The sequence below is a fragment of the Streptomyces sp. NPDC046870 genome (assembly GCF_040704595.1).
GTDB lineage: Bacteria > Actinomycetota > Actinomycetes > Streptomycetales > Streptomycetaceae > Streptomyces > Streptomyces argyrophylli.
Map to the genome: position 1 here is coordinate 69,173 of NZ_JBEYXM010000020.1, position 20,322 is coordinate 89,494.

Below are 20,322 nucleotides of genomic sequence, written 5' to 3' on the forward strand. Positions count from 1 at the left end.
TTGGTCCGGGGACTGACCGGATCAGCGTGGGCCACGGCGATCAGCAGCCGATCAGTACGCTTCGACCTCGCGGACCCGCGGCACGGAAGATGGAGGGCATGCGAATCGACGTGCTCGGTGCCGTACGGGCCTCCCGCGATGACGGCACACCGGTGGACCTGGGCGGGCCCCGCCACCGCGAGGTGCTCGCCCGGCTCGTCGCCGCCGGGGGACGGATGGTCGCCACCGACACCCTCGTGGACGACCTGTGGGCCGAGCCGCCGATGCGCGCCGTGGGTGCGTTGCGCACGTTCGTCGCCGCGCTGCGCCGCGCCATCGAACCCGACCGGCCGCCGCGCACTCCGCCGCGCGTCCTCGTCACGGAAGGCCCCGGCTACGTGCTGCGCCTCCCGCGGGACGACGTGGACGTCCACCGGTTCGAGGACGCCCTGGCCCGCGCCCGGCGTACACCCGATGCGCTGACCGACCTCGAAGCGGCTCTCGCGGCCTGGCGCGGCCTCGCCTACGCCGACGTGACCGGCTCCGCCTGGGCCCAGCGCGAGCGGACCCGGTTGGAGGAGCTGAGGCTGGAGGGGGTGGAGCTGCGCGCCCGCCTCCTCCTCGACTCCGGTGCGGGAGCCGAGCTGGTCGCCGAACTGGGCGCCCACGTCACCGAACACCCCTGGCGCGAGCCCGCCTGGGGGCTGCTGGCCCGCGCACTGCACCGGGCGGGCCGTCAGGCGGACGCGCTGGCCACCCTCCGCCGCGCCCGCACGATGCTCGCGGACCAGCTCGGACTCGACCCCGGTGCCGACCTGCGGCGCCTGGAGACGGACATCCTCCACGGAGTCACGACGCTCCAGCCCGCGCGTACCGTGTGGACCGCCGGAGTACGGCTCGGCCCGCGCACCACCGTCGAACTGGCACGCACCCTGGCCCTGGCCGGTGGTGACGCCCTCGTCCACTCGCGGCGCGACCGCCTCGCCGCCGCCCGGGCCGCGGAGCGCACCGGAGACACCGCCCTGACCGCCCGCGTCATCGGCGCCTACGACGTACCTGCCCTGTGGAGCCGGGCCGACGACCCCGAGCAGTCCCGCGCCGTCGTCGCGGCGGCCGAGCGTGCGCTCGGTGCGCTCGGTCCCGACGGCCCCGCCGAACTGCGCGCCCGGCTGCTGGCGACCGTCGCGGTCGAGAGCCGCAGCGCCGACCTGTCCGGCACCGAACGAAGGCGTGCGGGACGGGCGGCGCGCGAGGCGGAGGCGCTGGCCCGGGAGCTGGGCGACCCCGCCCTGCTGGTGTTCGCGCTCAACGGCGTGTTCCTCCAGTCCTTCACCCGCCCCGGGCTCGCGGCGGCACGGGACGTGATCGGCACCGAGATCCTCGACCTGGCCACCCGCCACGGGCTGTCGAACTTCGCCGTGCTCGGCCGGCTCATCCGCCTGCAGTCCGCCTCCGCCCTCGGCGACCTCCACGCCGCGACCGCACACGCCGAGGCCGCCGAGCAGCTCGCCGTCAGCACCGAGGCCTCTCTCGTTCCCGTCCTCACCGGTTGGTTCCGGGCCCGGGCAACGGCCGCCCGCAGCGCCGAACCGGGCGGACCGCCCGCCGCCACGGCCGCGGCGCACTACCGGGTCGCCGAGGACGCCCTCGCCGGGACGGCGGGCATGCCGGGACTGCACCGGGGCCTGTTCGCCCTCGCCCTCCTGGGCCTACGTCTCCTGCACGACCGTCCCGCGCCCACCGACTCCGCCCTCGACTGGGGCCCGTACCACCCGTGGACGCACCCCCTGGTGCTGCTCGCCCGGAACCGCGCCGAGGAGGCCCGTACTGCCCTCGCCAGGGCGCCCGAACCACCTCTCGATCACATGCAGGAGGCCCTGTGGTGCCTGACCGCCCACGCCGCCGCCCGCCTCGGCGAGCGCCCGGTCGCCGCCCGCGCCGCGCAGGCCCTGCGCCCCGCCCGCACCGAACACGCGGGCGGGGCGAGCGGGATGGTGACGCTGGGGCCGGTGGCGCGGTACCTGGCGGAGGCGGAGGCATGCGCCCGCGGGAGATGACCGGCGTCGTCTGCGGCCCCGCCGGCACACCTGCTCCTGCCACCCGGGCCGGGCGACAGGACCTCCGGACCGGTCCGTTCACATGTGCCCGAGAGGGCCGTGAGCCCTTCCGGTGGATGGCCTGCCGAAGACCCCCCGACCGCCGGATGTTCCGGATCACCTGATCATTTCGCGCGTTCGGCCCTGTCCGTGGCCAGGACGCTGTCGAGTACGGCGGCAAACCTGTCCCGTGCTTCCTCACGCAGGGACACGTAGCAGCGTGTGCCTTCCATGCGTTGCAGCAGGAGCCCTGCGTCGCGCAGCACCTTGATGTGGTGGCTGAAGGTGGACTGGGCGAGCCGCACGTCGAAGTCCTTGCGTGTGTGTTCGTTGCCGTCCGCAATGACGTTCATGACGTAGAGGCGGACGGGGTCACCGAGGGCTGACAGCACTTTCGCGAGGGTGACGGCTTCGAGGTCGGGATGGGCCAGTTCTCTGGGCATGAGTCCAGCATACTTCGAACATCGACGATTATCGATTATCGTGGTGTGTGCGGCGCCGCGCAGGAACCTCCTGCGCTGTCTCGCCCGCGCAGGCTGCGCGATACCGAGGAGGGCGGAGCGGGGCGCCGATGCCCGGCTGGGTCCTCGCCTCGGTCCCACCACCTGTCACCAAGTGAGGAAGTACCGTCATGAAGCTTGAGCCCACCCTCAGCGGTCGCGTCGTGATCGTGACCGGCGCAGGCTCGGGGATCGGCCGAGCCACGGCGATCGCGATGGCCGAGGCGGGGGCCCGCGTCCTCGGTGTGGGTCGACGGCGGACCGCCCTGGAAGAGACCGCCGCCGTCAACTCCAACATCGCGACCCTCGCCGTCGACGTGCGCTCGGAGCAGGCTCCCGAGCTGATCGTCGGCGCGGCGATCGACCGGTGGAAGCAACTGGACGTGCTGGTGAACAACGCGGGCGCCACCGCACGCGTCTCCCTCCAGGAGCTGACACGCGAGCGCATCACCGATCTGTTCGACCTCAACGTCATCGCGCCCACCATGCTCGCCCAGGCGGCACTTCCCCATCTGCGCCGCAGTCATGGCTCGATCATCAACGTCTCCAGCACCTACGGCCACCGCCCGCAGCCCGGCGCCGCCCACTACGCGGCTTCCAAGGCCGCGCTGGAACAGCTGACACGTACCTGGGCGCTCGAACTGGCCAAGGACGGGGTCAGGGTGAACTCCATAGCGCCCGGCCCCACGGAGAGCGAGGCACTGTCCTTGAGCGGTCTCACAGAGGAGGAGGTGACAAGGGTCAAGAGGGAGCAGGCCGCACAGATTCCTCTCGGCAGGCGAGGTGAGCCCGAGGAAGTGGCGTCCTGGATCGTTCGCTTCGCCGATCCCACGTCGACCTGGCTCACGGGCCAGATCCTCACGATCGACGGCGGGCTGGAACTGGTCTGATCCGCCTGCCCTGTCGGCGCTCGTGGGCCGGTTCCGGGTGGATCTTCGTGGTCGGTCCGCCCTGGGCCGGTGCCATGGAGTTCGGCCGGCTCCCCCGCCGGGACCCCTGTGTACGGGCCACGGCCACATGCCGGTGAGCCCGCGCGACGTGGAGTCCGCCGCGACACCGCCCAGGCCGGATCCTCCTCGGCACCGGCCTGAGCCATGAAGGCGGTGAAAACCCGCTCCCAGGTGCAGACGTCGGCGATTGTCCCGGGATACTGGTCGCCCATGGATGAGGTCGAAGTCGTCGTCGCCCATTCCGAGCGTGCGACTCTGCGGGTCGGTGACGTGTTCCTGAAGGTGGACGCCGATCCGGCGCGCATCGATGCCGAGGTCGAGGCGATGTCCCTCGCGCCGGTCCCGACCCCGGAAGTTCTGTGGCGCAAGCCGTCCGTGCTGGCGACCGCCGCACTCCCGGGGACGACGCTTGGGCGCCTCGGCGGGCCGTCGACCGGGTCGCCGGCGGCGTGGGCCGCGGCGGGCGCCGCCATCCGGACGCTCCACGACGCACCGCTGCCGTCCCGGCCGGGCCGGGCCGGCCGGAGCATCGCCGCGCTGGCGGCGGAACTCGACGGCGAGTGCGAACTGCTCGTGACGAACGGCGTCCTGCCCGCCGACCTGGTCACCCGCAACCGCCGGGTCGCCGAGGCCGCGTTCCGGCCATGGACCCCGGCGTTCACGCACGGCGACCTGCAGATCAATCACGTCTTCGTCGACGGCGACGAGGTCGCCGGCATCATCGACTGGTCCGAGGCCGGCCAGGGCGACGCCCTGTACGACCTCGCCACCTTCACGCTCGGACACGAGGAGCACCTCGACGACGTCATCGCCGGGTACGGCACCGACGTCGACCTCGACGTGATCCGCGCGTGGTGGTCGTTGCGGAGCCTGCTGACAGTGCGTTGGCTGACCGAGCACGGCTTCGACCCCTTCGCGCCGGGCTGTGAGGTGGACGTGCTGAGATCCCGGATGTGAGGCCGCGCCGGCCCGACTGCCACGTAGCCGGCGCAGCCGAGGGTGACGAACGCGGGCCAGACGGTGCCCGGAGGGACTTGGCCCGGGTGCGGCGAGAAACACGCCGGAGTTGCCTTACGACCAGTGCTCGACGGACGGACCGTCCACCACTGGCGGCGTGCACGCCCGTGTTCTCGAATCCGTGCCGTACGCCCTTCGGCACGTGTTTCCAGGGCTCAGCGTGCGGGGCGGTAGGTCGCGATGATCACTCCGCTGCTCGTCGGCCGGGCCTCGACCAGCTCGAGCCTCTTCATCGGGGCGTCGTCGGTGAACAGCTTCTTGCGGCCTTCGCCCGCCACCACCGGGTGGATCAGCAGCACGAGCTCGTCGAGCAGGTCGAGTTCCAGGAGCGAGCGCACCAGCGTGGGGCTGCCCGCGACGGTGATGTCCTTGCCCTCGCCCGACTTGAGCTCGTTGACAGCGGTCACGAGGTCGCCTCTGATCAGCGTGCTGTTCGCCCAGTCCTCGACGCTGTCCAGCGTGGAGGAGACGACGTACTTGGGCGACTCGTTGATCCACTTCGCGAAACCGGCGTCCTCACCGCTGGTGACCGTCGGCCAGTACCCGGCCCACTCGGTGAACGTCACCCCGCCCAGCAGGATCGTGTCGGCCGTCTCCAGCGTGCCGGCCAGCGCCGCGCCCATCTCCTCGTCGAACGCGAACTGCCACTCGTTGGGCGACTGGGCGACACCGTCGAGCGAGACGAACAGACCCGAGACAAGCTTGCGCATGATTCCTCCATGACTTGTTCCGAGGGGTTCTCCGCCCGCCCCGGCCGGGGCGGGGCGACCCGTCGGCCACGTCGGGACCTTAGTCAGGCGCCGGGAGCGAGGTCTTGTACAGAAGCGACAGCGGCTCCGTGGTGTCCGGCACGCTCAGCTGGGTGGCGGTCCTTCCCACATACCGCTTCAGGGACCGCGCCAGGTGCGGCTGGTCGAAGTACCCCAGGCGGTGCGTGACCTCCTGGGCCGGCACACCCTCCTGGATCAGCACCGCCGCCTGGCGGGCGCGGTGGATCTGCCGGATGGCGCCCTGGGTCAGGCCGGTCGCCGCGACGAAGCGCCGTTGCAGCGTCCGCTCGGACACGTCCGGGCCGGCGCCGCCGAGCACCGCGGGGACGACCGGGTCCACGTCCACGATGCCCTCGCGCACCATGCGGCGCACGAACGCCTCGGCGTTGTCGTAGTCGGGGACGTGCCAGGCCGACCCTTTCAGCCACAGCGAGCGCTTCGTCACGTCGGGGATCTCCGCGCTGCCGCCCACCAGCCGGCTGACCGGGATGTGGGGCATCGACGTCCCCAGGGCGAAGCTGATCCCGAAGAAGACGGAGTCCTCCGGAACCGGGGCGGGCGACGCCTTCGCCTCCGGGCCCAGCACCGCCGCCTGCGCCTCGCCCCGGTGCTCCCAGAACACCAGTTCCCAGTGCGACGTCGCCACGGACATCATCCGGCGGACGTCTTCGCTGCGGCTGCGCCACACCCGCTCGACGTACGCCAGCTCCGAGGGTCGGCTCTCGATCACCAAGCCCATTCCGGCCCCCCAGCTCCAGCACAGGCGTCGGCCCCGCCATGGCGCGTTCCGTAGCATCCTGTCAGCTCGCCGGTGTCCTTCGCACCCGGTCAGCGGCAGTCTCCACGGCCGTCCGGAGGCGACCCGCCCTCGGGTGGCGCCGGTCGGCGTCTCCGCCGCCTGCCCGCGTGACGGCGCCCCGGCGAGTTCAGCCCCGTCTGTCTCGCCCTGGTGGACAGTTCGTCGTCGACTGGACCGGACCCCTTCACCCAGGGATTCACGCCCTGTGCTGCTGGTGCCCTGGCCGGGATCGCCGGTATCCGGGTGCCGGTACCACCGGTGCCCTGGCCGGGATCGTCGGTGTCCCGATGCCGGTGCCACCGGTCGGCCCGCAGGCCGGCGGCGGGCGCCGGCCTGCGGGCCGACGACTCGCGAACGCCATGCCGCGAGCCGCTGATCGACCGGGATCCGTGCGTCAGCCCCGTACGGCGGCGAGCACCTTGGCAGCCTCGGCCGCCATCGCCGGTGCCATCTCCAGGACGGTGGCCGGCAGTCCGGACATCATGGCGTCCAGCTCCTGCTGGGTGGCGAACTCGTTGACGAATCCGATCATCAGCAGCGCGCCCACGGGTGGCGTCGTGGAGACCACCTGCAGCGAGAACTCGTCCCACTGCTCAGCGGTGAGGTGTTCCCGCAGCGCCGGGAACAGCACCGGTTCCTCGTGCTCGAGGTGGCGGTGTACCAGGTCTCGCACGTCCCGGGCCGCTTCGGCCAGCGCGTCCCTGGGTTCCGCCGCGGGCACGGGGGCCTCGGCGAGTGCGCGGAGCTTCCTCTCCAGTTCCTCGTGTTCCTCACCGAGGGCGACGAGCGGCGCGGACGAGCCCGGGGCGGTGGCCTCGATCAAGGGCCAGAGGATGTGGTCCTCGCTCTCATGGTGGTGGTGCAGCGTCGCGACGAGGAAGTCACGAAGGTGCGTGAGCGCCCCCGGGTCGGCCGACGGGCTGGTCGCCGCCTCCGCCAGGAGGGCGCTGGCCCGGCGGTGCGTCTCGTGGGTGAGGCGGGTCTCTAGTACGGAACGGGGCTCCGCAGATTGCTTCATGACTGAACTATATTCATCATAGGGTTCTATAGTCAATAAAGTGGGTAGGCTGCTGTACCGATGAGCAGCGTCTACCACTCCCCCAGGCGGGCCCAGGCGGCCCGGGCCACCCGCGAGGCGATCCTGGACAACGCACTCGCTCTCTTCCTGGAACGCGGCTACGAGAACGTGACCGTCGCGGACATCGCCAAGGCGGCCTCGGTGGCCGTCCCCACCGTGTACGCGAGTACCGGTGGCAAGGCGGCGATCTTCGCCGCGGTGCTCGAGCGGGCCGTGGCGGACCCCGCCGTGGAGGAGACCCTGACCGCCGTGGCCGATGCGCGGGAACCGGGGACCGTGATCGGCCTGACGGCCGCCGGCACCCGCCGCGCGCATGAACGGCACTGGCGGGTGATCTACGGGTTGCTGCGCCACCCGCCCGGCGAGTCGGCCGCCCGGGACGTCGTGGAGAAGGGGATCAGCAGCTACCTCGCGGCCCTGGACGTCATCGCCGGCCGTCTCGTACAACTCGGTGGCCTGCGGGAGGGAATCGATCGCGGAACCGCCCTGGACCTGCTGTGGTTCCACCTCGGCCAACGGGCCTGGTTCTCGCTCGTGGGCGACCGCGGCTGGAGTTTCGACCGGGCACAGGCCTGGCTCGCCGAGTCCGCCGGCCGGGCTCTCCTGTCCGCACCCGGCGAGTCCGGGCCGACCTCCCCGGCGTCGCCCGCCACGCCGCGGAGCCGGACCGCCGACTCCTGATCCTGCCCTCGGAGCCGGGCGCGTCGACCAGGCGCAGCGCCGTACCCAGTGGCGCAGCAGGCCGCGTCGGCCCCAGGCGTTGCACGCTGGAGCGGGTTCCGGCCCCGCCTCCGGGGCCGTACGCGCCACTTTCGGCGCCACCCACGTGGGCATGGTCCGCGAGCCGGGCAAGCCGCCCTTCGAGGACGCGATTCCCGTCCGGCCGTCCGGCCTCGCACTCGACGGCAGGGACGGCGCCGGCCGAGCCATGAGCCGAGCGGACACCGACGATGTCGTCGCCGCCTACGCGCAGGCAGCCGCGGACGCCGAGCGGACCGGCTTCGACGACGTCGAGATCCACGGCGCGCACGGCCACCTCGTGGACCTCGCGTGAACGCGCTTCGCTGTCGAGATCGTCGAGGCCGTCCACGAGCTGATCTCACCAAACTTCCCCGTCATCTTCCGCTTCTCCCCGTGGAAGGGCTGGAACTTCGACGCCCCAAGCTCACCGGAAAGCCGGCCGTCACCGTCGGCTCGGTCGGTCTCGACGGCGACTTCACCAGGAACAGTGCCGGGTCGCCCGGTCTGGAACGGCTTGTCGAGGCGCTGGAACCCGACGGCTGCGGCCTCGTGGGTCGGCCGGGCGCTCCTCGCCCTCCCTAGCGGGCCAGGAAGGGCGGTCGGTTGCAGCGATTGCGCGCAGTTGAGTTGTGCGCAACTTAATTGCGCGCTATGTTTTTCCACGTCGCCACGGGGCGGGACCGCCCCGGAAGACACGCCCCTTGCACGCCCACTGCCCGAGGAGAGCCACCATGGACCTGAAGACCGTCTTCCGCCCCACCCGCAAGCGCATCGCCGTGCTGGGCGCCGTCGCCGCGGTCTCGGCCCTCACGCTGACGGTCACCACTCCCGCCAGCGCGGCCAGGGCCGAGCACCGCGCGGCGGGCGAGAAGCCCACCGTCGTCCTGGTCCACGGCGCCTTCGCGGACGCCTCCAGCTGGAACGGCGTCGTCAAGCGGCTGCAGCACGAGGGCTATCAGGTGGTGGCACCCGCCAACCCGCTGCGCGGACTGGCCGACGACGCCGCCTACGTCCGCAGCGTCCTGGCGAGCGCCAAGGGACCGGTCGTCCTCGTCGGCCACTCCTACGGCGGCGCGGTGATCAGCGAGGCCGCGACCGGCGACCCGAACGTCAAGGCGCTGGTCTACATCGGCGCCTTCCTCCCCGACAAGGGCGAGAGCGCACTGGAACTGTCCAACAAGTTCCCCGGCAGCACCCTCGGCGAGAACCTCAACCCCGTCACCTTCCCCCTGCCCGGCGGCGGCACCGGCACCGACCTGTACATCAAGGCCGACAAGTTCCACGACCAGTTCGCCGCCGACGTACCCAAGGCCACCACCGACCTCATGGCCGCCACCCAGCGCCCCATCGCCGCCAGTGCCCTGGAGGAGAAGGCCACCGAGCCCGCCTGGAAGACCATCCCCTCCTTCGACCTGGTCACCACCCAGGACAAGAACATTCCGCCGGCCGCCCAGCGCTTCATGGCCGAACGCGCCCACGCCCACACCGTCGAGATCGCCGCCTCCCACGCCGTCTCCGTCTCCCAGCCGGCCGCCGTGGCCGACCTGATCGAACACGCCGCACGCACCGTCACCCACTGACCGCGCACAGCCCCGCCGCGCAACGGTCACGCACGCCGGCACGGGCAGCCCGGCCGGCCACCAGAGCCGGGCGCCCCGAGGCCGGGACAGAGCCCGCGAGCCCCTGACCTCGGTCACCCGCCCGCACAGCCCCGCTGGGAAACGCCCAGCGGGGCTCCACGCCGTCCAGGCCGGGTGACAGACGGCGCGGCGCGTCACCCCGCGCTCACGGCAGCGTGACGCCGGCGGATCACTGAGCCGGGGGCCAGGCGGGGAGGACGCGGTAGCTGTAGACCGGGGCCGGCGGGTTCCACCAGTGCAGGCCGGTGACGTTGCCGAGGCCGTCCGTGCAGTCCTTGCCCTTGAAGATCTCCACATTGGCGTACTTGAAGTTGGCCACGGACAGCATCGGTTCCGGAAGGTTCGTGCACGCCGTGTCGGTGGCCGGGATGGGGTACACCGTCCCGGTGAGATTCGTACCGGTGTAGAAGTTGGCCTGCCCCCACGGGATTTCGGCTGCCGCGGCGGGTTGTGCGAGGGTCCCGCCCACGAGCAGTGCCGCTCCCGAGAGGCTGACGGCGGCACCCGTGAGACGCGTACTCCTGCGCATGTTCATGGTGCGCTCCTTTGCGCTCGTCCATCGGTGATACTTGACTCGTCAAGCATGAGTCGAATTCGCAACTCCTGCAAGTCAGCCTTGAGTTGACGTCCGTCACAGAGAGAAAACACGCGAAAGATATTTAAGATATGTTTCATGAGCACTTCCTCGCCGTTCCGGGTGACCCCGCGTTCGTCCTCCTACTGGCGCGTGACGTTCGACAGCCCCCCGATCAACCTGGTGACGTTCGAACTCTTCGCCGCGCTGGGGGATCTCCTCGATCGCATGGAGGCGGACGACGACCTCAAGGTCGTCGTCTTCGACAGCGCGGACCCCGACTTCTTCCTCGCTCATTTCGACATGCTCCCGCGCAGTGAGCCGTACACGGGCCCCACTTGGCTGGAGGTCGCGGGACGCATGGCCCGGTCCCGCGTCATCAGCATCGCCTCCATCCGCGGCCGGGCGCGCGGAGTGGGCAACGAGTTCGCTCTGGCGTGTGACATGCGCTTCGCCGCCAGGGAGAACGCCGTGCTGGGACAGCCCGAGGTGGGAGTGGGTGTCACACCCGGAGGCGGGGCCCCGGAACGGCTGCCGCTGCTGGTCGGACGGGGACGCGCACTGGAGATCATCGCGGGCGCCGACGACTTCGACGCCGAGACGGCGGAGCGGTACGGCTGGATCAACCGGGCGCTTCCCGACGCCGACCTGGACGCCTACGTGGACCGCCTCGCCACCCGGATCGCGTCCTTCGACCGGCGCCCGCTCTCCGAGGTGAAGACCCTGGTCAACCCCTCCACCCTGCCGTCGGAAGCGGACCTGACGGCCGGCCAGGACACCTTCCGCGCCTCGCTGACCTGGCCGGAGGGGCACGACAGGATCGGCCGGCTGCTCCAGCGGGGCCTGCAGCAACGTGGCGACGTCGAGTACGGCCTCGGCGACCACGCAGCCGGGCTGTGACCGTCCGCCGGCCCGCACCACTGCTCCCGCGTCCGTGACGCGCCAGAGGCCCACCGGGCGTCCGGTGGGCCTCCGCGCGGCACCCCGGCCGGTCGCCGCCGGCCGTCGCGTCCTCAGGACAGGTGCCGCGTGAACCAGCCGACGGCCGCGCTGCCGGCCGCGTCGAACTCCTCCAGGTACGGCGAGAAGTGTCCGCCCGGGATCAGCTCCAGCCGCTTGGGCTCCAGCGCGCGCTCGTACGCGGCGAGTGCCATGTCGGTCGGCGTCATGGTGTCCTCACGGCCCACGATCATCAGCAGGGGCGTGGGGGAGATCCGGTTGATGTACACCCCGGGTTCGTACATACGGCTGTTGCGGCTCGATCGCAGCGTCAGCCTGTTCTCCCACGGGACGTCGGAGTCGTACGGCCGGAGGTAGAAGTCGACGACGTCGGGAGCGTGGTACAGAGCGGGAACGGCCGGGTCCTCGCTGACGATCGTGACCGTCGCCGGGTCGTCCCCCCGCAACTGCGCGCGCTCGTCGTCGTCATAACGCCGTTCGATCTGCGCCTGGTGCTCCGGCAGGACGCGGCGCAGGCCGATCTCGGTGCCGCTGACGATGGGGACCTGCGCCACGACGGCACGCAGCCGGCGGTCGGTGGCGCCGAGCACCAGGGCGTGGCCGCCGGCGAAGCTGGTGCCCCACAGACCGATGCGGCCCGCGTCGACCTCCGGCCGTGCCTCCAGGTAGGAGATCGCCCGGCGCCAGTCCGCGACCTGCTGCCACGGGTCGACATCGTGGCGCGGCGTTCCGGTGCTGGAACCGAAGGTGCGGTGATCGTGGGCGAGGACGACGAAACCTGCCTCGGCGAAGGCCCTGGCGAAGGGTTCGAGTCCCTGGTCCTTGATCCCGCCGAGCCCGATGGCCATGGTGATGGCCGGCAGCGGCGTGCCGGCGCGGTCGGGCACGAAGAGCCAAGCCCCGAGGGTCGCCCCTTCCGCCGGTATCTCGACGTCGTGACGGGTGAAGGTCATGCGCGTACCTTTCCGGGTCCGTGACAGCCTGCGTGTGTCCTACTCGGCGACGTGGCGGCCGAGGTCGAGTTCGACGCCGTCGGGTCGCTGGAGCCCACGCTCGAACAGGGAGCGCACGCGATGGGCGTTCTCGGGGCGTCCGGAGGTCTGGAAGAAGGCCTGCAGGCTGGCGCCGTAGGACTCCTCGGCGGGCAGGGACTCCGCGTCGACGAGGGCCTTGGTCCGGGTGATCGCCGTCTTGTCGAAGCCCGCGATGCGGCGGGCGAAGGCGTCGACGAACCGCTCCAGTTCGCCGTCCGGCAGGACGCGGTTGACGTAGCCGTACGCCGCCGCGAGGTCGGCGGGGAAGTCGTCGGCGCCGAGCAGGATCTCCAGGGCGCGCCCGCGGCCCACCAGGTGGGGCAGCCGGCCGCTGGGGTTTCCTCCGGGGACCGATCCGACGCCGACCTCGAACTGGCCGAGGACGGCGCCCGGTCCGGCGAAGCGGATGTCGGTCGCCAGGGCGAACTCGCTGCCGGCGCCACGGGCGCGGCCGTTGAGCTCGGTGATGGTGACGGCGGGAACCTTCCCGAGCCGGTACAGGTTGTCGGCGAAGGGGTGGAGGCCGGAGGGGGCCGGCCGCATCGCGGCGACGCGGGACCGGTCGGCCAGCATGTCCCAGTGCGCCATGAAGAAGTCGGGGTTGGCGCTGCGGAAGACGACGGCGGTCAGCTCCGGGGCCTGCTCGATGCGGGTGACCAGCTCGGCCAGCTGCTCGATGGTGTCGGGGTCGATCAGGTTGATCTCTCCGTTGGAGAAGGTCACCCGCCAGTAGGACGGACCTACCTCTTCGACGGCGAACTGTTCGTGGGTACCCATGGGTGTCTCCTCGGTTGGGTGTACGTGTGTTTCCGGAGCCGTGCCGCGCCAGACCCGGCTGGGGCAGGCGGGCAGGCGGGCATGGTCACGGCGAAGGGCGGCCTTCGGGGCCGGCCGGGCGGTCGAGGCCCGGCAGGTGCCGCCCCATGCGCATCTCGAAGTCTCCGGGCCTGCCCAGTCCCCGTTCCCGCGCGGCGTCGAGCCGGCGCCGGCCGGCCGGGCGGGCCGCGGAAGCCCAGAACGCGCGGCCGGTCCGGGCCTGGAGGGCGTGGGCGGGAAGCGAGACCTCGCCGACGAAGTCCTTCACCTCGACGAGCGCGACCTTGTCGAAGGAGGCGATCCTCTCCGCGACGTCCGTGACGAGCGTGTCCAGGTCGGCGTCCGGGACCGCCCGGTCGACATAGCCGTAGCGCTCGGCGAGCTCGGCGTCGTAGTCCTGGCCGGTGAGCATGATCTCCAGTGCCCGGCCCCGGCCGGTGAGGAAGGGCAGACGGTGTGTGGGGGCGCCGCCCGCGACGAGTCCCAGACCGATCTCGGGCTGGGACAGCACCGCGCTCTCCCGGCCGGCGTACCTCATGTCGCACGCCAGGACGAACTCGCTGCCCGCGCCACGGGCGCGTCCCCGGATCTTGGCGATCGACACGAACGGGCCCTCGGCGATCCGCGCCAGTACGTCCAGCCATGGGGGAAGACCCGTGGGCCCGGCCGGCGGCGGGCTCTGGGGCGGCGGGGCGTCGACGTCGTAGTGCGCCAGGAAGAAGTCCGGGACCGCGCTGTCGAAGACCACGACGCGTACGTCGGGATCCTGCTCCAACTCTTCGACGAGAGCGGTCAGTTCGCTGATGGTGTGGCGGTCGATGAGGTTGAGCGGCGGATGGTCGAAGGTGATCCGCCACACCCGGGGATCCGACCTGTCCATCATGAGGCGCTGCTGTGTGTTGACGGTGACCTCCGGGGATGCCGAGCCTGGGACCTTTTTTCCAATCTAGCATCTGGATTGGAAAACTCGTCTCAGCGGTAGGATGGCGGTATGCCGAGAAGAAGCCATGCAGCCCCGACAGGTGAGGCACGTTGCTCCATCGTTCGCTCGCTGGAGGTCTTCGGCGACCGGTGGAGTCTGCTGATACTGCGGGAGGCGTTGAACGGAGCGACGCGTTTCTCGGAGTTCAGGGAACGCCTGCACGTGGCGAGCGATGTCCTCACCCAGAGGCTCGGCGTCCTGGTGGACGGCGGAGTGCTGGACAAGCGCCCCTACCAGGAGGCGGGCACCCGGTCGCGGATGGCCTACCACCTGACCCCCGCGGGGCGTGAACTCATGGTGGTCTTCGGCGCGCTCCAGCAGTGGGGCGACCAGTACTGCCCGCACCCGGACGGCCCTCTGGTGCGCCGGGGCAGCAGGTCGAGCGGCCGCCCCCTGCGCGTCGCCTTCGTCGACGAGACCGGCCGGGAGACGCCGCTGGAGGACGTCGACCTGGCCTCACCGGTCGACGAGGAGGCCGAGCGGCCGGTGGCGTAGCGGCCGGCGGGCAGGCGGCGGCCCGGGGACGACGTCTGCGTCGAGGCGAGCCGCCCGTCCGGTCAGAGCAGACCGGACCGGACCGGTGGACGACGAGAGCGATCCGGACCCGGTTGTTCGGTTCCGGCTTGGTCAGGACGTGGGAGACATGTGTCTTGACCGTCGGGATGCCCAGGTGGAGGTCGGCGGCGATCTGCGCGTTGGTCTTCCCCTCGGCCACGGCGAGGGCGACTTCGCGCTCACGGGCGGCCAGTCGGTCCAGCGGCGCCCGCGCGGTCTGCCCGTCCCGGCCGGGCTCCCGCCGTACCGGCCCCTCCCCGGAGGGCGGCCCGGCGACGCCGGCGGTGAGCCGGCGCAGGAGGACGATGCGTCCGGCGGCCGTGCGTGGGGGTCCCGTGGGTCTGCCGGGCCCTCGCGAACGTGTGGCGCGGCGCGTCCGGTCAGGCCGGGCCCGGACCCCCCTCCAGGCACGGGCGGGCCGGCCGGGACCGCGTCACCCGCGCCGCGGGTCTCACTGCGAGGCGGCGATGGTGAGGGCGGCCGCCACAGCGACGACGAGGAAGAGCACCGGAGCCATGGCACCGCCACGGCTCGCGCTGTCCCCGTAGTCGCCCCACTTGACGTGGTACGTGATGGCCCCGAGGAAGAGGACGGCCATGCCGACGGCCGCGGCGATGCCCAGGGGCTGCCACCAGATGCCCACGACGAGTCCCACCGCCGCGGCCGTCTCGGCGAGACCGATGAAGCGGACCAGCCCGGTGGCGAGTCCCTTCGCCACGAGGCCGTTCGGCACATCACCCTTCAGCCGCGCCTTGGGCGCACCGGCGGTGAGGGAGAGGAGGGCGAGGAGGACGCTGAGAACAACGGCGGTAATGTACATGACAGTCCTTGACTTTGAGATGGGATGAAGAAATTTGGATCGAGAGGGATGAGGGTGCTCGTGCGCCCTGCCCCCGGGCGTGCGCGAGGCGGGAGGCGCGAGGCCGGAGCGTCCCGAGGGAGGGAACGCACGCGCCCACGCCCGGATCGGCACGCGTGGCCTCAGCAGGGCAGGGCGGCCGTCCGCACCCCTCAGGTGCCGATCTTGCGCAGGGCCGCCGCCAGCCTCGCGAGGTCCAGGCCCGCGAGGTGGTCGAGGAAGTGGCGTCGGACGGATGCCAGGTTGGTCGGCCAGGCCCTCTCCAGCCGGGCGAACCCCGCGTCGGTGAGGCTCGCGTGCCAGCCGCGGGCGTCCCGCGCCGACCTGACCCGCCGCACCAGCCCCCGCCTCTCCAGGCGGTCCACCAGGCGCGTCAGACCGCTGACCGACATCTCCAGCGCGGCGGCGAGGTCGCCCATGCGCATCTGCCGGTCCGGGGCCTCCGAGAGGTTCATCAGGGCCAGGTATTCGACGAGAGGGAGCCGCTGCTCCCGGACCATGTCGGCGTCGACGGCGCGCGGCATGGCGTGGATGACCCGGCCGAGCGCCCGTACGACGGCCTCCTCGTCCGCGGTGAGAGGACGCGGTTCCCGCTCAGCGGGCTTCGAACGCCGTGCGTCGGAGGACATGTTCCCCACAGTACGTGCCCGGGGGACCGAGACGGCCGGGGGGCGGTCCGGCCCGCCCGGCCGGGTGCTGTCCGATCTTGGTCATGCCGTAACCCTTCGCGAAGGCGCCGCCCGGCGACGGTCCGGGATATACTTGCTACGGCAAGCAATCTAGCACTGAAAATTGTAACGTCAAGTAAAGGGCGGCCCGATGCCCCGTCGGCGGGGAGGTCGAGTCCTCCCCTGGTCGGTCGGCGCAGCTCTCATCGAGCGAAACACGAGGATGTGACCATGGCACCGAAGCCCGCAGCCACCACAGACGGCGTTCGGCCGCTGTCCGCGGACGAAGAGGCCGTCGTCCGGTCCCTTCCCTGTCTCATCTACGCCCTGCCGCGCGCGATCGACGCCGACATGATGCGTGAGCAGCGAATGTCCAACACGGAGTACCTGACGCTGATGCACCTGTCCGAGGCACCCGACCGGCAGATGCGCATGGGGGCCCTCGCCAACGCCTGCGAGATGTCACTCAGCGGGATGACCCGGGTCGTGCACCGCCTGGAGAGCCAGGGCTACATCCAGCGCGTGCGGTGCGACCAGGACGGCCGCAGTTGGCACGCCTACCTCACCGACAGCGGACTGACGCGCCTGGAGGAGGCATGGCCGAGCGCGCTCGCCGCCATACGCCGGCACTTCCTCGACCACCTGGAGGGTTTCGACCTCGCCAAGCTCGCCGCCGCCCTGCGGAACGTCGCCGTCTGACCTTCGCATACCCGGCCGCCGCACAGCCGGCCGGGCCGGGGCATGCGCACCCCCGCGGCGCCGGAGGCGTACGTCCTCCCGGCGGGACCGCGCCGGGTGTGTCCCGTGTGGCGCACGGCACAGGTTCCGGTCGGGCGGCCGACGAGATACGTGGCTATATTTGCTTCGCGCAGCAAGTTCCTCGGCACCGCGCATCCGGTCTCGTCAGCGGCGATGGCCCACACCTGACGAGCGCACGCGGACCCGCCGGACACCCGATCGTTCACCACTGCCCAGCAGTGCACACCACGTAGGAAAAACGAGATGGCTCCCAGCATCACCGACGTCCCGTCAGAGCACGCTCGGATCACGCGTGTCCTCACCTTCGGCGGCACCGGCCGGCACCGGGGCACACACGCCGACGAGGACCGGTGCGCCCCCGTCGGCGACTTCGTGGGGCACGGCCGTCACCGCCGGCCGGCGGGCGCGCCCCTGCTGCCGCCCGCCGCACTCCTCGGAAGCGCCGACGAGACGGCGGTCCGGCCCGGCCGGAACTGAAATCGGCCGGAACCGCCACCGGCCGGCCTGAGTGCCGTCCGGCCGGTGACGGCCGACGACGCCGTGGTCGTCACCGCGGCGTCCGCACCCCGCGGACAGCCCCGTACCGCTGTCGCGGCCCGCACGGCGCATCGTGCGCCGGCCGAGAGCAGCCGGTGACTCAGCCGAGAAACCCTCAGCCCAACACGGCTGCCGACGCGGCCGTCGACACGACAGGCAGGACACACATATGCACTTCGGGATCTTCGGCGTGGGTGACGTGGCGCGCGACCCGCTGTCCGGGCGGACGCCCACGGAGCACGAGCGGATCAAGGCACTCGTGGAGTACGCGAAGCTCGCGGAGGACGTCGGGCTGGACGTCTTCGCGATCGGCGAGCACCACAACCCTCCTTTCGTCCCGTCCTCCCCCACCACTCTGCTCGGGCACATCGCGGCACGGACCGAACGGATCCTGCTGTCGACGTCCACCACGCTGATCACCACCAACGACCCGGTGAAGATCGCCGAGGACTACGCGATGCTGCAGCACCTCGCGGACGGCCGGGTCGACCTGATGCTCGGCCGCGGCAACACCGGCCCGGTCTATCCCTGGTTCGGCCAGGACATCCGCAACGGCATCGAACTGGCCGTGGAGAACTACGCCCTGCTGCACCGGTTGTGGCGCGAGGACGTGGTCGACTGGACCGGACGGTTCCGTACCCCGCTGCAGGGTTTCACCTCCACCCCGCGCCCGCTCGGCGGCGTTCCACCCTTCGTCTGGCACGCGTCCATCCGCAGCCCGGAGATCGCCGAACAGGCCGCGTACTACGGTGACGGCTTCTTCCACAACAACCTCTTCTGGCCCAAGGAACACGTCCGCAGGCTGGTCGACCTCTACCGGAGCCGCTTCGAGCACTACGGACACGGCCCCGCCGACCACGCCGTCGTCGGCCTCGCCGCCCACCTGTTCGTGCGCAGGAACTCGCAGGACGCCGTACGGGAGTTCCGCCCCTACTTCGACGGCTCCGCCGCGTACGGGAACGGTCCGTCGCTGGAGGACACGATGGCCCAGACGGCGGTGGTCGTCGGGAGCCCGCAGGAGGTGATCGAGCGCGTTCTCGCCTACCGCGAGAACGCGGGCGGCGACTACCAGCGGCAGTTGTTCAACGTCGACGGCATCGGTGTGCCGCACAGGACCGTGCTGGAGCAGATCGAATCGCTGGGCGAGATCGTGCCCGTCCTGCGCAAGGAGTTCGCCAGGAGCCGGCCCGCCCACGTGCCGGACGCCCCCACGCATCCCTCCGCGAGTGCGGCGGCGGGGGTCGCACGCGGTGAGGGCGGACGATGAAGCGCACGCTCGCCGTGGTCTCGGCCGGCCTGCGGCTGCCGTCCACGACCCGGATGCTCGCCGACCGGCTCACCGACGGTGTCCGCGCGGAGCTGGAGGGGCGCGGCGCCCGGGTCGACGTCGACGTCGTCGAGGTACGCGACCACGCGCATGACCTGGTCAACCACCTGATGGCGGGCTATCCGTCACCCGGGCTGAGGCGCGCGTTCGACGCCGTGACGGCCGCGGACGGCCTGATCGTGGTGACGCCGACCTTCACCGCCTCGTACAGCGGGTTGTTCAAGATGTTCTTCGACTGTCTCGAAGACACCGCTCTGGTGGACAAGCCGGTGCTGACAGCCGCCACCGGTGGCACCGGGCGGCACTCGCTCGTCCTCGAACACGCGGTGCGACCCCTGTTCGCGTACCTGCGCGCGGTGGTCGTGCCCACGGCGGTGTTCGCCGCGACGGACGACTGGGGCCACGGCAGCGGCGACACGCAGGACCCGCTGGTGCGGCGCATCGGGCGAGCTGCCCGGGAACTCGCCGACGCGGTGGCCCGGCGTGAGGCACCGCCCGTCGAGGACCCCCACGACGGTCTCATACCGTTCGCGCGTCTGCTGGAGGGCGGGGAGTTGAGGTGAGCCGCCGCGGGGCGGCGGCCGCCGGTTCCCCCGCCCTGCCGGCACGGTCCTCACGGACACGGTGCCCCGGAGCGCCGAGCGCGTCCGGGGCACCGTGCGGAGGCTGTTCCGCGACGGGGGGCACGGGACAGCGTGCCGGCTGAGCGCGGACGGCAGGCCCCGGTCGTGGCGGCGTACGGTCTACCTCTCCGCGCGCGCGACGCCTGGATCCGGCACCCTCCCCGGGGCGCCGCCGGAGTGCGAGGGACACCGGCAGCGCGGCGCCACGGGAACGGGTCGGAACCACCGCGAGCGGACGGTGTTACCAGGCGCTCGCGCCGCCGTCGACCGGGTAGTTGGCACCCGTGATGTACGACGCCCGGTCGGAAGCGAGGAAGGCGGCCAGCTCCACGATCTCCTCGGGCCTGGCGAACCGCTTGAGGAGCGTCTTGCTGGTGACGGCGTCCCGGAGGGCCTGGTTGTCACCCAGGTCCCGGTCGCTGGCCGGGGTCAGCACCGGCCCGGGGCTGATCGCCACTGCGCGTATGCCGTGCGGGGCTCCTTCGAGCGCGAGCTGCCGCGTCATGCCGATGACGCCGGCGTTGGCCGCGGTGTGCGCGACCATCGGAGGGTTCGAGCCGGCGATCATGCCGGCCTCCGACGCCACGTTGATGATGACGCCGCCGCCGCGCCGGACCAGGTGCGGCCACGCGAACTTCGACACGAAGAACGGGATGTCGAGTTCGCCGGCCTCCGTCGCACGCCAGTCCTCGACCGAGAAATCCGGCATGGGGCCAAAACGCTGCATGGCCGCGTTGTTGTACACCACATCGAGCCCGCCGTAGGCGCTGACCGCGCCCTCGACCAACTGCCGCGCCTGTTCCGGGTCGGTCAGGTCGATCGGCGCGATCCCCGTCATCTCACCGCCCGCGTCGCGGACGAGCCCCACCGTCTCGTCGTTGAGGCCGGTCTTGACGTCCGACCCGACGATCTTCGCACCCTCCCTGGCGAAGATCAGCGCCGCGACGCGCCCCATGCCGCCCGCGCTGCCGGTGACGAGCACTACCTTCCCGTCGAGCATTCCCATCGGAACTCTCCTTGCCTCAGGATGTCGGGACCGGTCCTTTGATCGATCAACC

Annotated in this window: 22 protein-coding genes and 2 pseudogenes; 12 read left to right on the forward strand and 12 right to left on the reverse strand. The window is 71.6% G+C overall.

The features are described 5' to 3' along the window. The first annotated feature begins 98 nt into the window (after nucleotides 1-98). Nucleotides 99-2,036: an AfsR/SARP family transcriptional regulator gene (locus AB0946_RS31240; protein WP_366764023.1), complete on the forward strand. Its 1,938-nt coding sequence runs from the start codon at nucleotides 99-101 to the stop codon at nucleotides 2,034-2,036. Between the two features lie 164 nt (nucleotides 2,037-2,200). Here AB0946_RS31240 and AB0946_RS31245 read toward each other — a convergent pair whose 3' ends face one another. Then, nucleotides 2,201-2,518, reverse strand: coding sequence for an ArsR family transcriptional regulator (locus tag AB0946_RS31245; RefSeq protein ID WP_366764024.1), 318 nt, complete (start codon nucleotides 2,516-2,518; stop codon nucleotides 2,201-2,203). Between the two features lie 188 nt (nucleotides 2,519-2,706). On the opposite strand from AB0946_RS31245, the gene AB0946_RS31250 reads away from it, so the two are divergent. Beyond that, nucleotides 2,707-3,465, forward strand: a complete 759-nt coding sequence (locus AB0946_RS31250; protein ID WP_366764025.1) for an SDR family oxidoreductase — start codon at nucleotides 2,707-2,709, stop codon at nucleotides 3,463-3,465. Between the two features lie 270 nt (nucleotides 3,466-3,735). Continuing rightward, the gene (locus AB0946_RS31255) at nucleotides 3,736-4,482 is read left to right on the forward strand and encodes a phosphotransferase (protein ID WP_366764026.1); all 747 of its coding nucleotides are present in this window, start codon (nucleotides 3,736-3,738) and stop codon (nucleotides 4,480-4,482) included. A gap of 215 nt (nucleotides 4,483-4,697) precedes the next feature. Here the strand turns inward: AB0946_RS31255 and AB0946_RS31260 are convergent, their stop codons facing one another. The 3 genes from AB0946_RS31260 to AB0946_RS31270 form a co-directional block, all read right to left on the reverse strand. Next, entirely contained in the window at nucleotides 4,698-5,252 is a 555-nt protein-coding gene (locus AB0946_RS31260) for a dihydrofolate reductase family protein (protein ID WP_366764027.1), read from the reverse strand. A gap of 79 nt (nucleotides 5,253-5,331) precedes the next feature. After that, nucleotides 5,332-6,051 (reverse strand): helix-turn-helix domain-containing protein, encoded by a 720-nt coding sequence (locus AB0946_RS31265; protein ID WP_366764028.1) that lies wholly within the window; start codon nucleotides 6,049-6,051, stop codon nucleotides 5,332-5,334. 454 nt (nucleotides 6,052-6,505) lie between these two features. Next, nucleotides 6,506-7,129, reverse strand: a complete 624-nt coding sequence (locus AB0946_RS31270) for a hemerythrin domain-containing protein (protein ID WP_366764029.1) — start codon at nucleotides 7,127-7,129, stop codon at nucleotides 6,506-6,508. A gap of 60 nt (nucleotides 7,130-7,189) precedes the next feature. Here AB0946_RS31270 and AB0946_RS31275 point away from each other — a divergent pair, with 60 nt between their 5' ends. The 3 genes and pseudogenes from AB0946_RS31275 (at nucleotide 7,190) to AB0946_RS31285 (ending at nucleotide 9,510) form a co-directional block, all read left to right on the forward strand. After that, nucleotides 7,190-7,870: a TetR/AcrR family transcriptional regulator gene (locus AB0946_RS31275; protein WP_366764030.1), complete on the forward strand. Its 681-nt coding sequence runs from the start codon at nucleotides 7,190-7,192 to the stop codon at nucleotides 7,868-7,870. A 142-nt stretch (nucleotides 7,871-8,012) separates the two neighbouring features. Beyond that, nucleotides 8,013-8,413: pseudogene (locus AB0946_RS31280) on the forward strand (12-oxophytodienoate reductase); the annotation flags it as partial. 248 nt (nucleotides 8,414-8,661) lie between these two features. Continuing rightward, the gene (locus AB0946_RS31285) at nucleotides 8,662-9,510 is read left to right on the forward strand and encodes an alpha/beta hydrolase (RefSeq protein ID WP_366764031.1); all 849 of its coding nucleotides are present in this window, start codon (nucleotides 8,662-8,664) and stop codon (nucleotides 9,508-9,510) included. Between the two features lie 229 nt (nucleotides 9,511-9,739). On the opposite strand, the gene AB0946_RS31290 is transcribed toward AB0946_RS31285, so the two are convergent. Next, nucleotides 9,740-10,105, reverse strand: a complete 366-nt coding sequence (locus tag AB0946_RS31290) for a hypothetical protein (RefSeq protein WP_366764032.1) — start codon at nucleotides 10,103-10,105, stop codon at nucleotides 9,740-9,742. 138 nt (nucleotides 10,106-10,243) lie between these two features. Here AB0946_RS31290 and AB0946_RS31295 point away from each other — a divergent pair, with 138 nt between their 5' ends. Continuing rightward, entirely contained in the window at nucleotides 10,244-11,044 is an 801-nt protein-coding gene (locus tag AB0946_RS31295) for an enoyl-CoA hydratase/isomerase family protein (RefSeq protein WP_366764033.1), read from the forward strand. A gap of 113 nt (nucleotides 11,045-11,157) precedes the next feature. Here the strand turns inward: AB0946_RS31295 and AB0946_RS31300 are convergent, their stop codons facing one another. From AB0946_RS31300 to AB0946_RS31310, 3 genes are all read right to left on the reverse strand, one after another. Beyond that, entirely contained in the window at nucleotides 11,158-12,057 is a 900-nt protein-coding gene (locus AB0946_RS31300; protein WP_366764034.1) for an alpha/beta fold hydrolase, read from the reverse strand. A 39-nt stretch (nucleotides 12,058-12,096) separates the two neighbouring features. Continuing rightward, a complete protein-coding gene (locus tag AB0946_RS31305) occupies nucleotides 12,097-12,915 on the reverse strand; it encodes an enoyl-CoA hydratase/isomerase family protein (RefSeq protein WP_366764035.1) in 819 nt (272 codons plus the stop codon). An 85-nt stretch (nucleotides 12,916-13,000) separates the two neighbouring features. Then, nucleotides 13,001-13,837: an enoyl-CoA hydratase/isomerase family protein gene (locus AB0946_RS31310; RefSeq protein WP_366764036.1), complete on the reverse strand. Its 837-nt coding sequence runs from the start codon at nucleotides 13,835-13,837 to the stop codon at nucleotides 13,001-13,003. Nucleotides 13,838-13,945: 108 nt separating this feature from the next. Here AB0946_RS31310 and AB0946_RS31315 point away from each other — a divergent pair, with 108 nt between their 5' ends. Beyond that, a complete protein-coding gene (locus AB0946_RS31315) occupies nucleotides 13,946-14,431 on the forward strand; it encodes a helix-turn-helix domain-containing protein (RefSeq protein WP_366764037.1) in 486 nt (161 codons plus the stop codon). 76 nt (nucleotides 14,432-14,507) lie between these two features. Here AB0946_RS31315 and AB0946_RS31320 read toward each other — a convergent pair. From AB0946_RS31320 to AB0946_RS31330, 3 genes and pseudogenes are all read right to left on the reverse strand, one after another. After that, nucleotides 14,508-14,675, reverse strand: a pseudogene (locus AB0946_RS31320) (LuxR C-terminal-related transcriptional regulator); the annotation flags it as partial. Between the two features lie 267 nt (nucleotides 14,676-14,942). Next, complete coding sequence (locus AB0946_RS31325; protein WP_366764038.1) at nucleotides 14,943-15,311, reverse strand: DoxX family protein; 369 nt, start codon at nucleotides 15,309-15,311, stop codon at nucleotides 14,943-14,945. Between the two features lie 191 nt (nucleotides 15,312-15,502). After that, on the reverse strand, nucleotides 15,503-15,979 hold the full coding sequence (locus AB0946_RS31330; RefSeq protein WP_366764039.1) for a MarR family transcriptional regulator: 477 nt from the start codon (nucleotides 15,977-15,979) through the stop codon (nucleotides 15,503-15,505). 270 nt (nucleotides 15,980-16,249) lie between these two features. On the opposite strand from AB0946_RS31330, the gene AB0946_RS31335 reads away from it, so the two are divergent. From AB0946_RS31335 to AB0946_RS31350, 4 genes are all read left to right on the forward strand, one after another. After that, entirely contained in the window at nucleotides 16,250-16,717 is a 468-nt protein-coding gene (locus AB0946_RS31335; RefSeq protein WP_366764040.1) for a MarR family transcriptional regulator, read from the forward strand. Nucleotides 16,718-17,020: 303 nt separating this feature from the next. Then, nucleotides 17,021-17,254 (forward strand): hypothetical protein, encoded by a 234-nt coding sequence (locus tag AB0946_RS31340; RefSeq protein ID WP_366764041.1) that lies wholly within the window; start codon nucleotides 17,021-17,023, stop codon nucleotides 17,252-17,254. Between the two features lie 229 nt (nucleotides 17,255-17,483). After that, nucleotides 17,484-18,581, forward strand: a complete 1,098-nt coding sequence (locus AB0946_RS31345) for a CE1758 family FMN-dependent luciferase-like monooxygenase (protein WP_366764042.1) — start codon at nucleotides 17,484-17,486, stop codon at nucleotides 18,579-18,581. Further along, on the forward strand, nucleotides 18,578-19,204 hold the full coding sequence (locus AB0946_RS31350) for an FMN reductase (RefSeq protein WP_366764043.1): 627 nt from the start codon (nucleotides 18,578-18,580) through the stop codon (nucleotides 19,202-19,204). The genes AB0946_RS31345 and AB0946_RS31350 overlap by 4 nt, the downstream gene beginning before the upstream one ends. Nucleotides 19,205-19,505: 301 nt before the next feature. On the opposite strand, the gene AB0946_RS31355 is transcribed toward AB0946_RS31350, so the two are convergent. Continuing rightward, on the reverse strand, nucleotides 19,506-20,270 hold the full coding sequence (locus tag AB0946_RS31355; protein ID WP_366764044.1) for an SDR family NAD(P)-dependent oxidoreductase: 765 nt from the start codon (nucleotides 20,268-20,270) through the stop codon (nucleotides 19,506-19,508). Between the last annotated feature and the right edge of the window lie 52 nt (nucleotides 20,271-20,322).

Coding starts and splice junctions, on each gene's coding strand:
- AB0946_RS31255 (WP_366764026.1), top strand. CDS start 3,736: ATGGATGAGGTCGAAGTCGTCGTCGCCCATTCCGAGCGTGCGACTCTG.
- AB0946_RS31270 (WP_366764029.1), bottom strand. CDS start 7,129: ATGAAGCAATCTGCGGAGCCCCGTTCCGTACTAGAGACCCGCCTCACC.
- AB0946_RS31310 (WP_366764036.1), bottom strand. CDS start 13,837: ATGATGGACAGGTCGGATCCCCGGGTGTGGCGGATCACCTTCGACCAT.
- AB0946_RS31260 (WP_366764027.1), bottom strand. CDS start 5,252: ATGCGCAAGCTTGTCTCGGGTCTGTTCGTCTCGCTCGACGGTGTCGCC.
- AB0946_RS31335 (WP_366764040.1), top strand. CDS start 16,250: ATGGCACCGAAGCCCGCAGCCACCACAGACGGCGTTCGGCCGCTGTCC.
- AB0946_RS31265 (WP_366764028.1), bottom strand. CDS start 6,051: ATGGGCTTGGTGATCGAGAGCCGACCCTCGGAGCTGGCGTACGTCGAG.
- AB0946_RS31250 (WP_366764025.1), top strand. CDS start 2,707: ATGAAGCTTGAGCCCACCCTCAGCGGTCGCGTCGTGATCGTGACCGGC.
- AB0946_RS31355 (WP_366764044.1), bottom strand. CDS start 20,270: ATGGGAATGCTCGACGGGAAGGTAGTGCTCGTCACCGGCAGCGCGGGC.
- AB0946_RS31350 (WP_366764043.1), top strand. CDS start 18,578: ATGAAGCGCACGCTCGCCGTGGTCTCGGCCGGCCTGCGGCTGCCGTCC.
- AB0946_RS31300 (WP_366764034.1), bottom strand. CDS start 12,057: ATGACCTTCACCCGTCACGACGTCGAGATACCGGCGGAAGGGGCGACC.
- AB0946_RS31325 (WP_366764038.1), bottom strand. CDS start 15,311: ATGTACATTACCGCCGTTGTTCTCAGCGTCCTCCTCGCCCTCCTCTCC.
- AB0946_RS31245 (WP_366764024.1), bottom strand. CDS start 2,518: ATGCCCAGAGAACTGGCCCATCCCGACCTCGAAGCCGTCACCCTCGCG.
- AB0946_RS31240 (WP_366764023.1), top strand. CDS start 99: ATGCGAATCGACGTGCTCGGTGCCGTACGGGCCTCCCGCGATGACGGC.
- AB0946_RS31290 (WP_366764032.1), bottom strand. CDS start 10,105: ATGAACATGCGCAGGAGTACGCGTCTCACGGGTGCCGCCGTCAGCCTC.
- AB0946_RS31330 (WP_366764039.1), bottom strand. CDS start 15,979: ATGTCCTCCGACGCACGGCGTTCGAAGCCCGCTGAGCGGGAACCGCGT.
- AB0946_RS31340 (WP_366764041.1), top strand. CDS start 17,021: ATGGCTCCCAGCATCACCGACGTCCCGTCAGAGCACGCTCGGATCACG.
- AB0946_RS31275 (WP_366764030.1), top strand. CDS start 7,190: ATGAGCAGCGTCTACCACTCCCCCAGGCGGGCCCAGGCGGCCCGGGCC.
- AB0946_RS31315 (WP_366764037.1), top strand. CDS start 13,946: ATGCCGAGAAGAAGCCATGCAGCCCCGACAGGTGAGGCACGTTGCTCC.
- AB0946_RS31295 (WP_366764033.1), top strand. CDS start 10,244: ATGAGCACTTCCTCGCCGTTCCGGGTGACCCCGCGTTCGTCCTCCTAC.
- AB0946_RS31305 (WP_366764035.1), bottom strand. CDS start 12,915: ATGGGTACCCACGAACAGTTCGCCGTCGAAGAGGTAGGTCCGTCCTAC.
- AB0946_RS31285 (WP_366764031.1), top strand. CDS start 8,662: ATGGACCTGAAGACCGTCTTCCGCCCCACCCGCAAGCGCATCGCCGTG.
- AB0946_RS31345 (WP_366764042.1), top strand. CDS start 17,484: ATGCACTTCGGGATCTTCGGCGTGGGTGACGTGGCGCGCGACCCGCTG.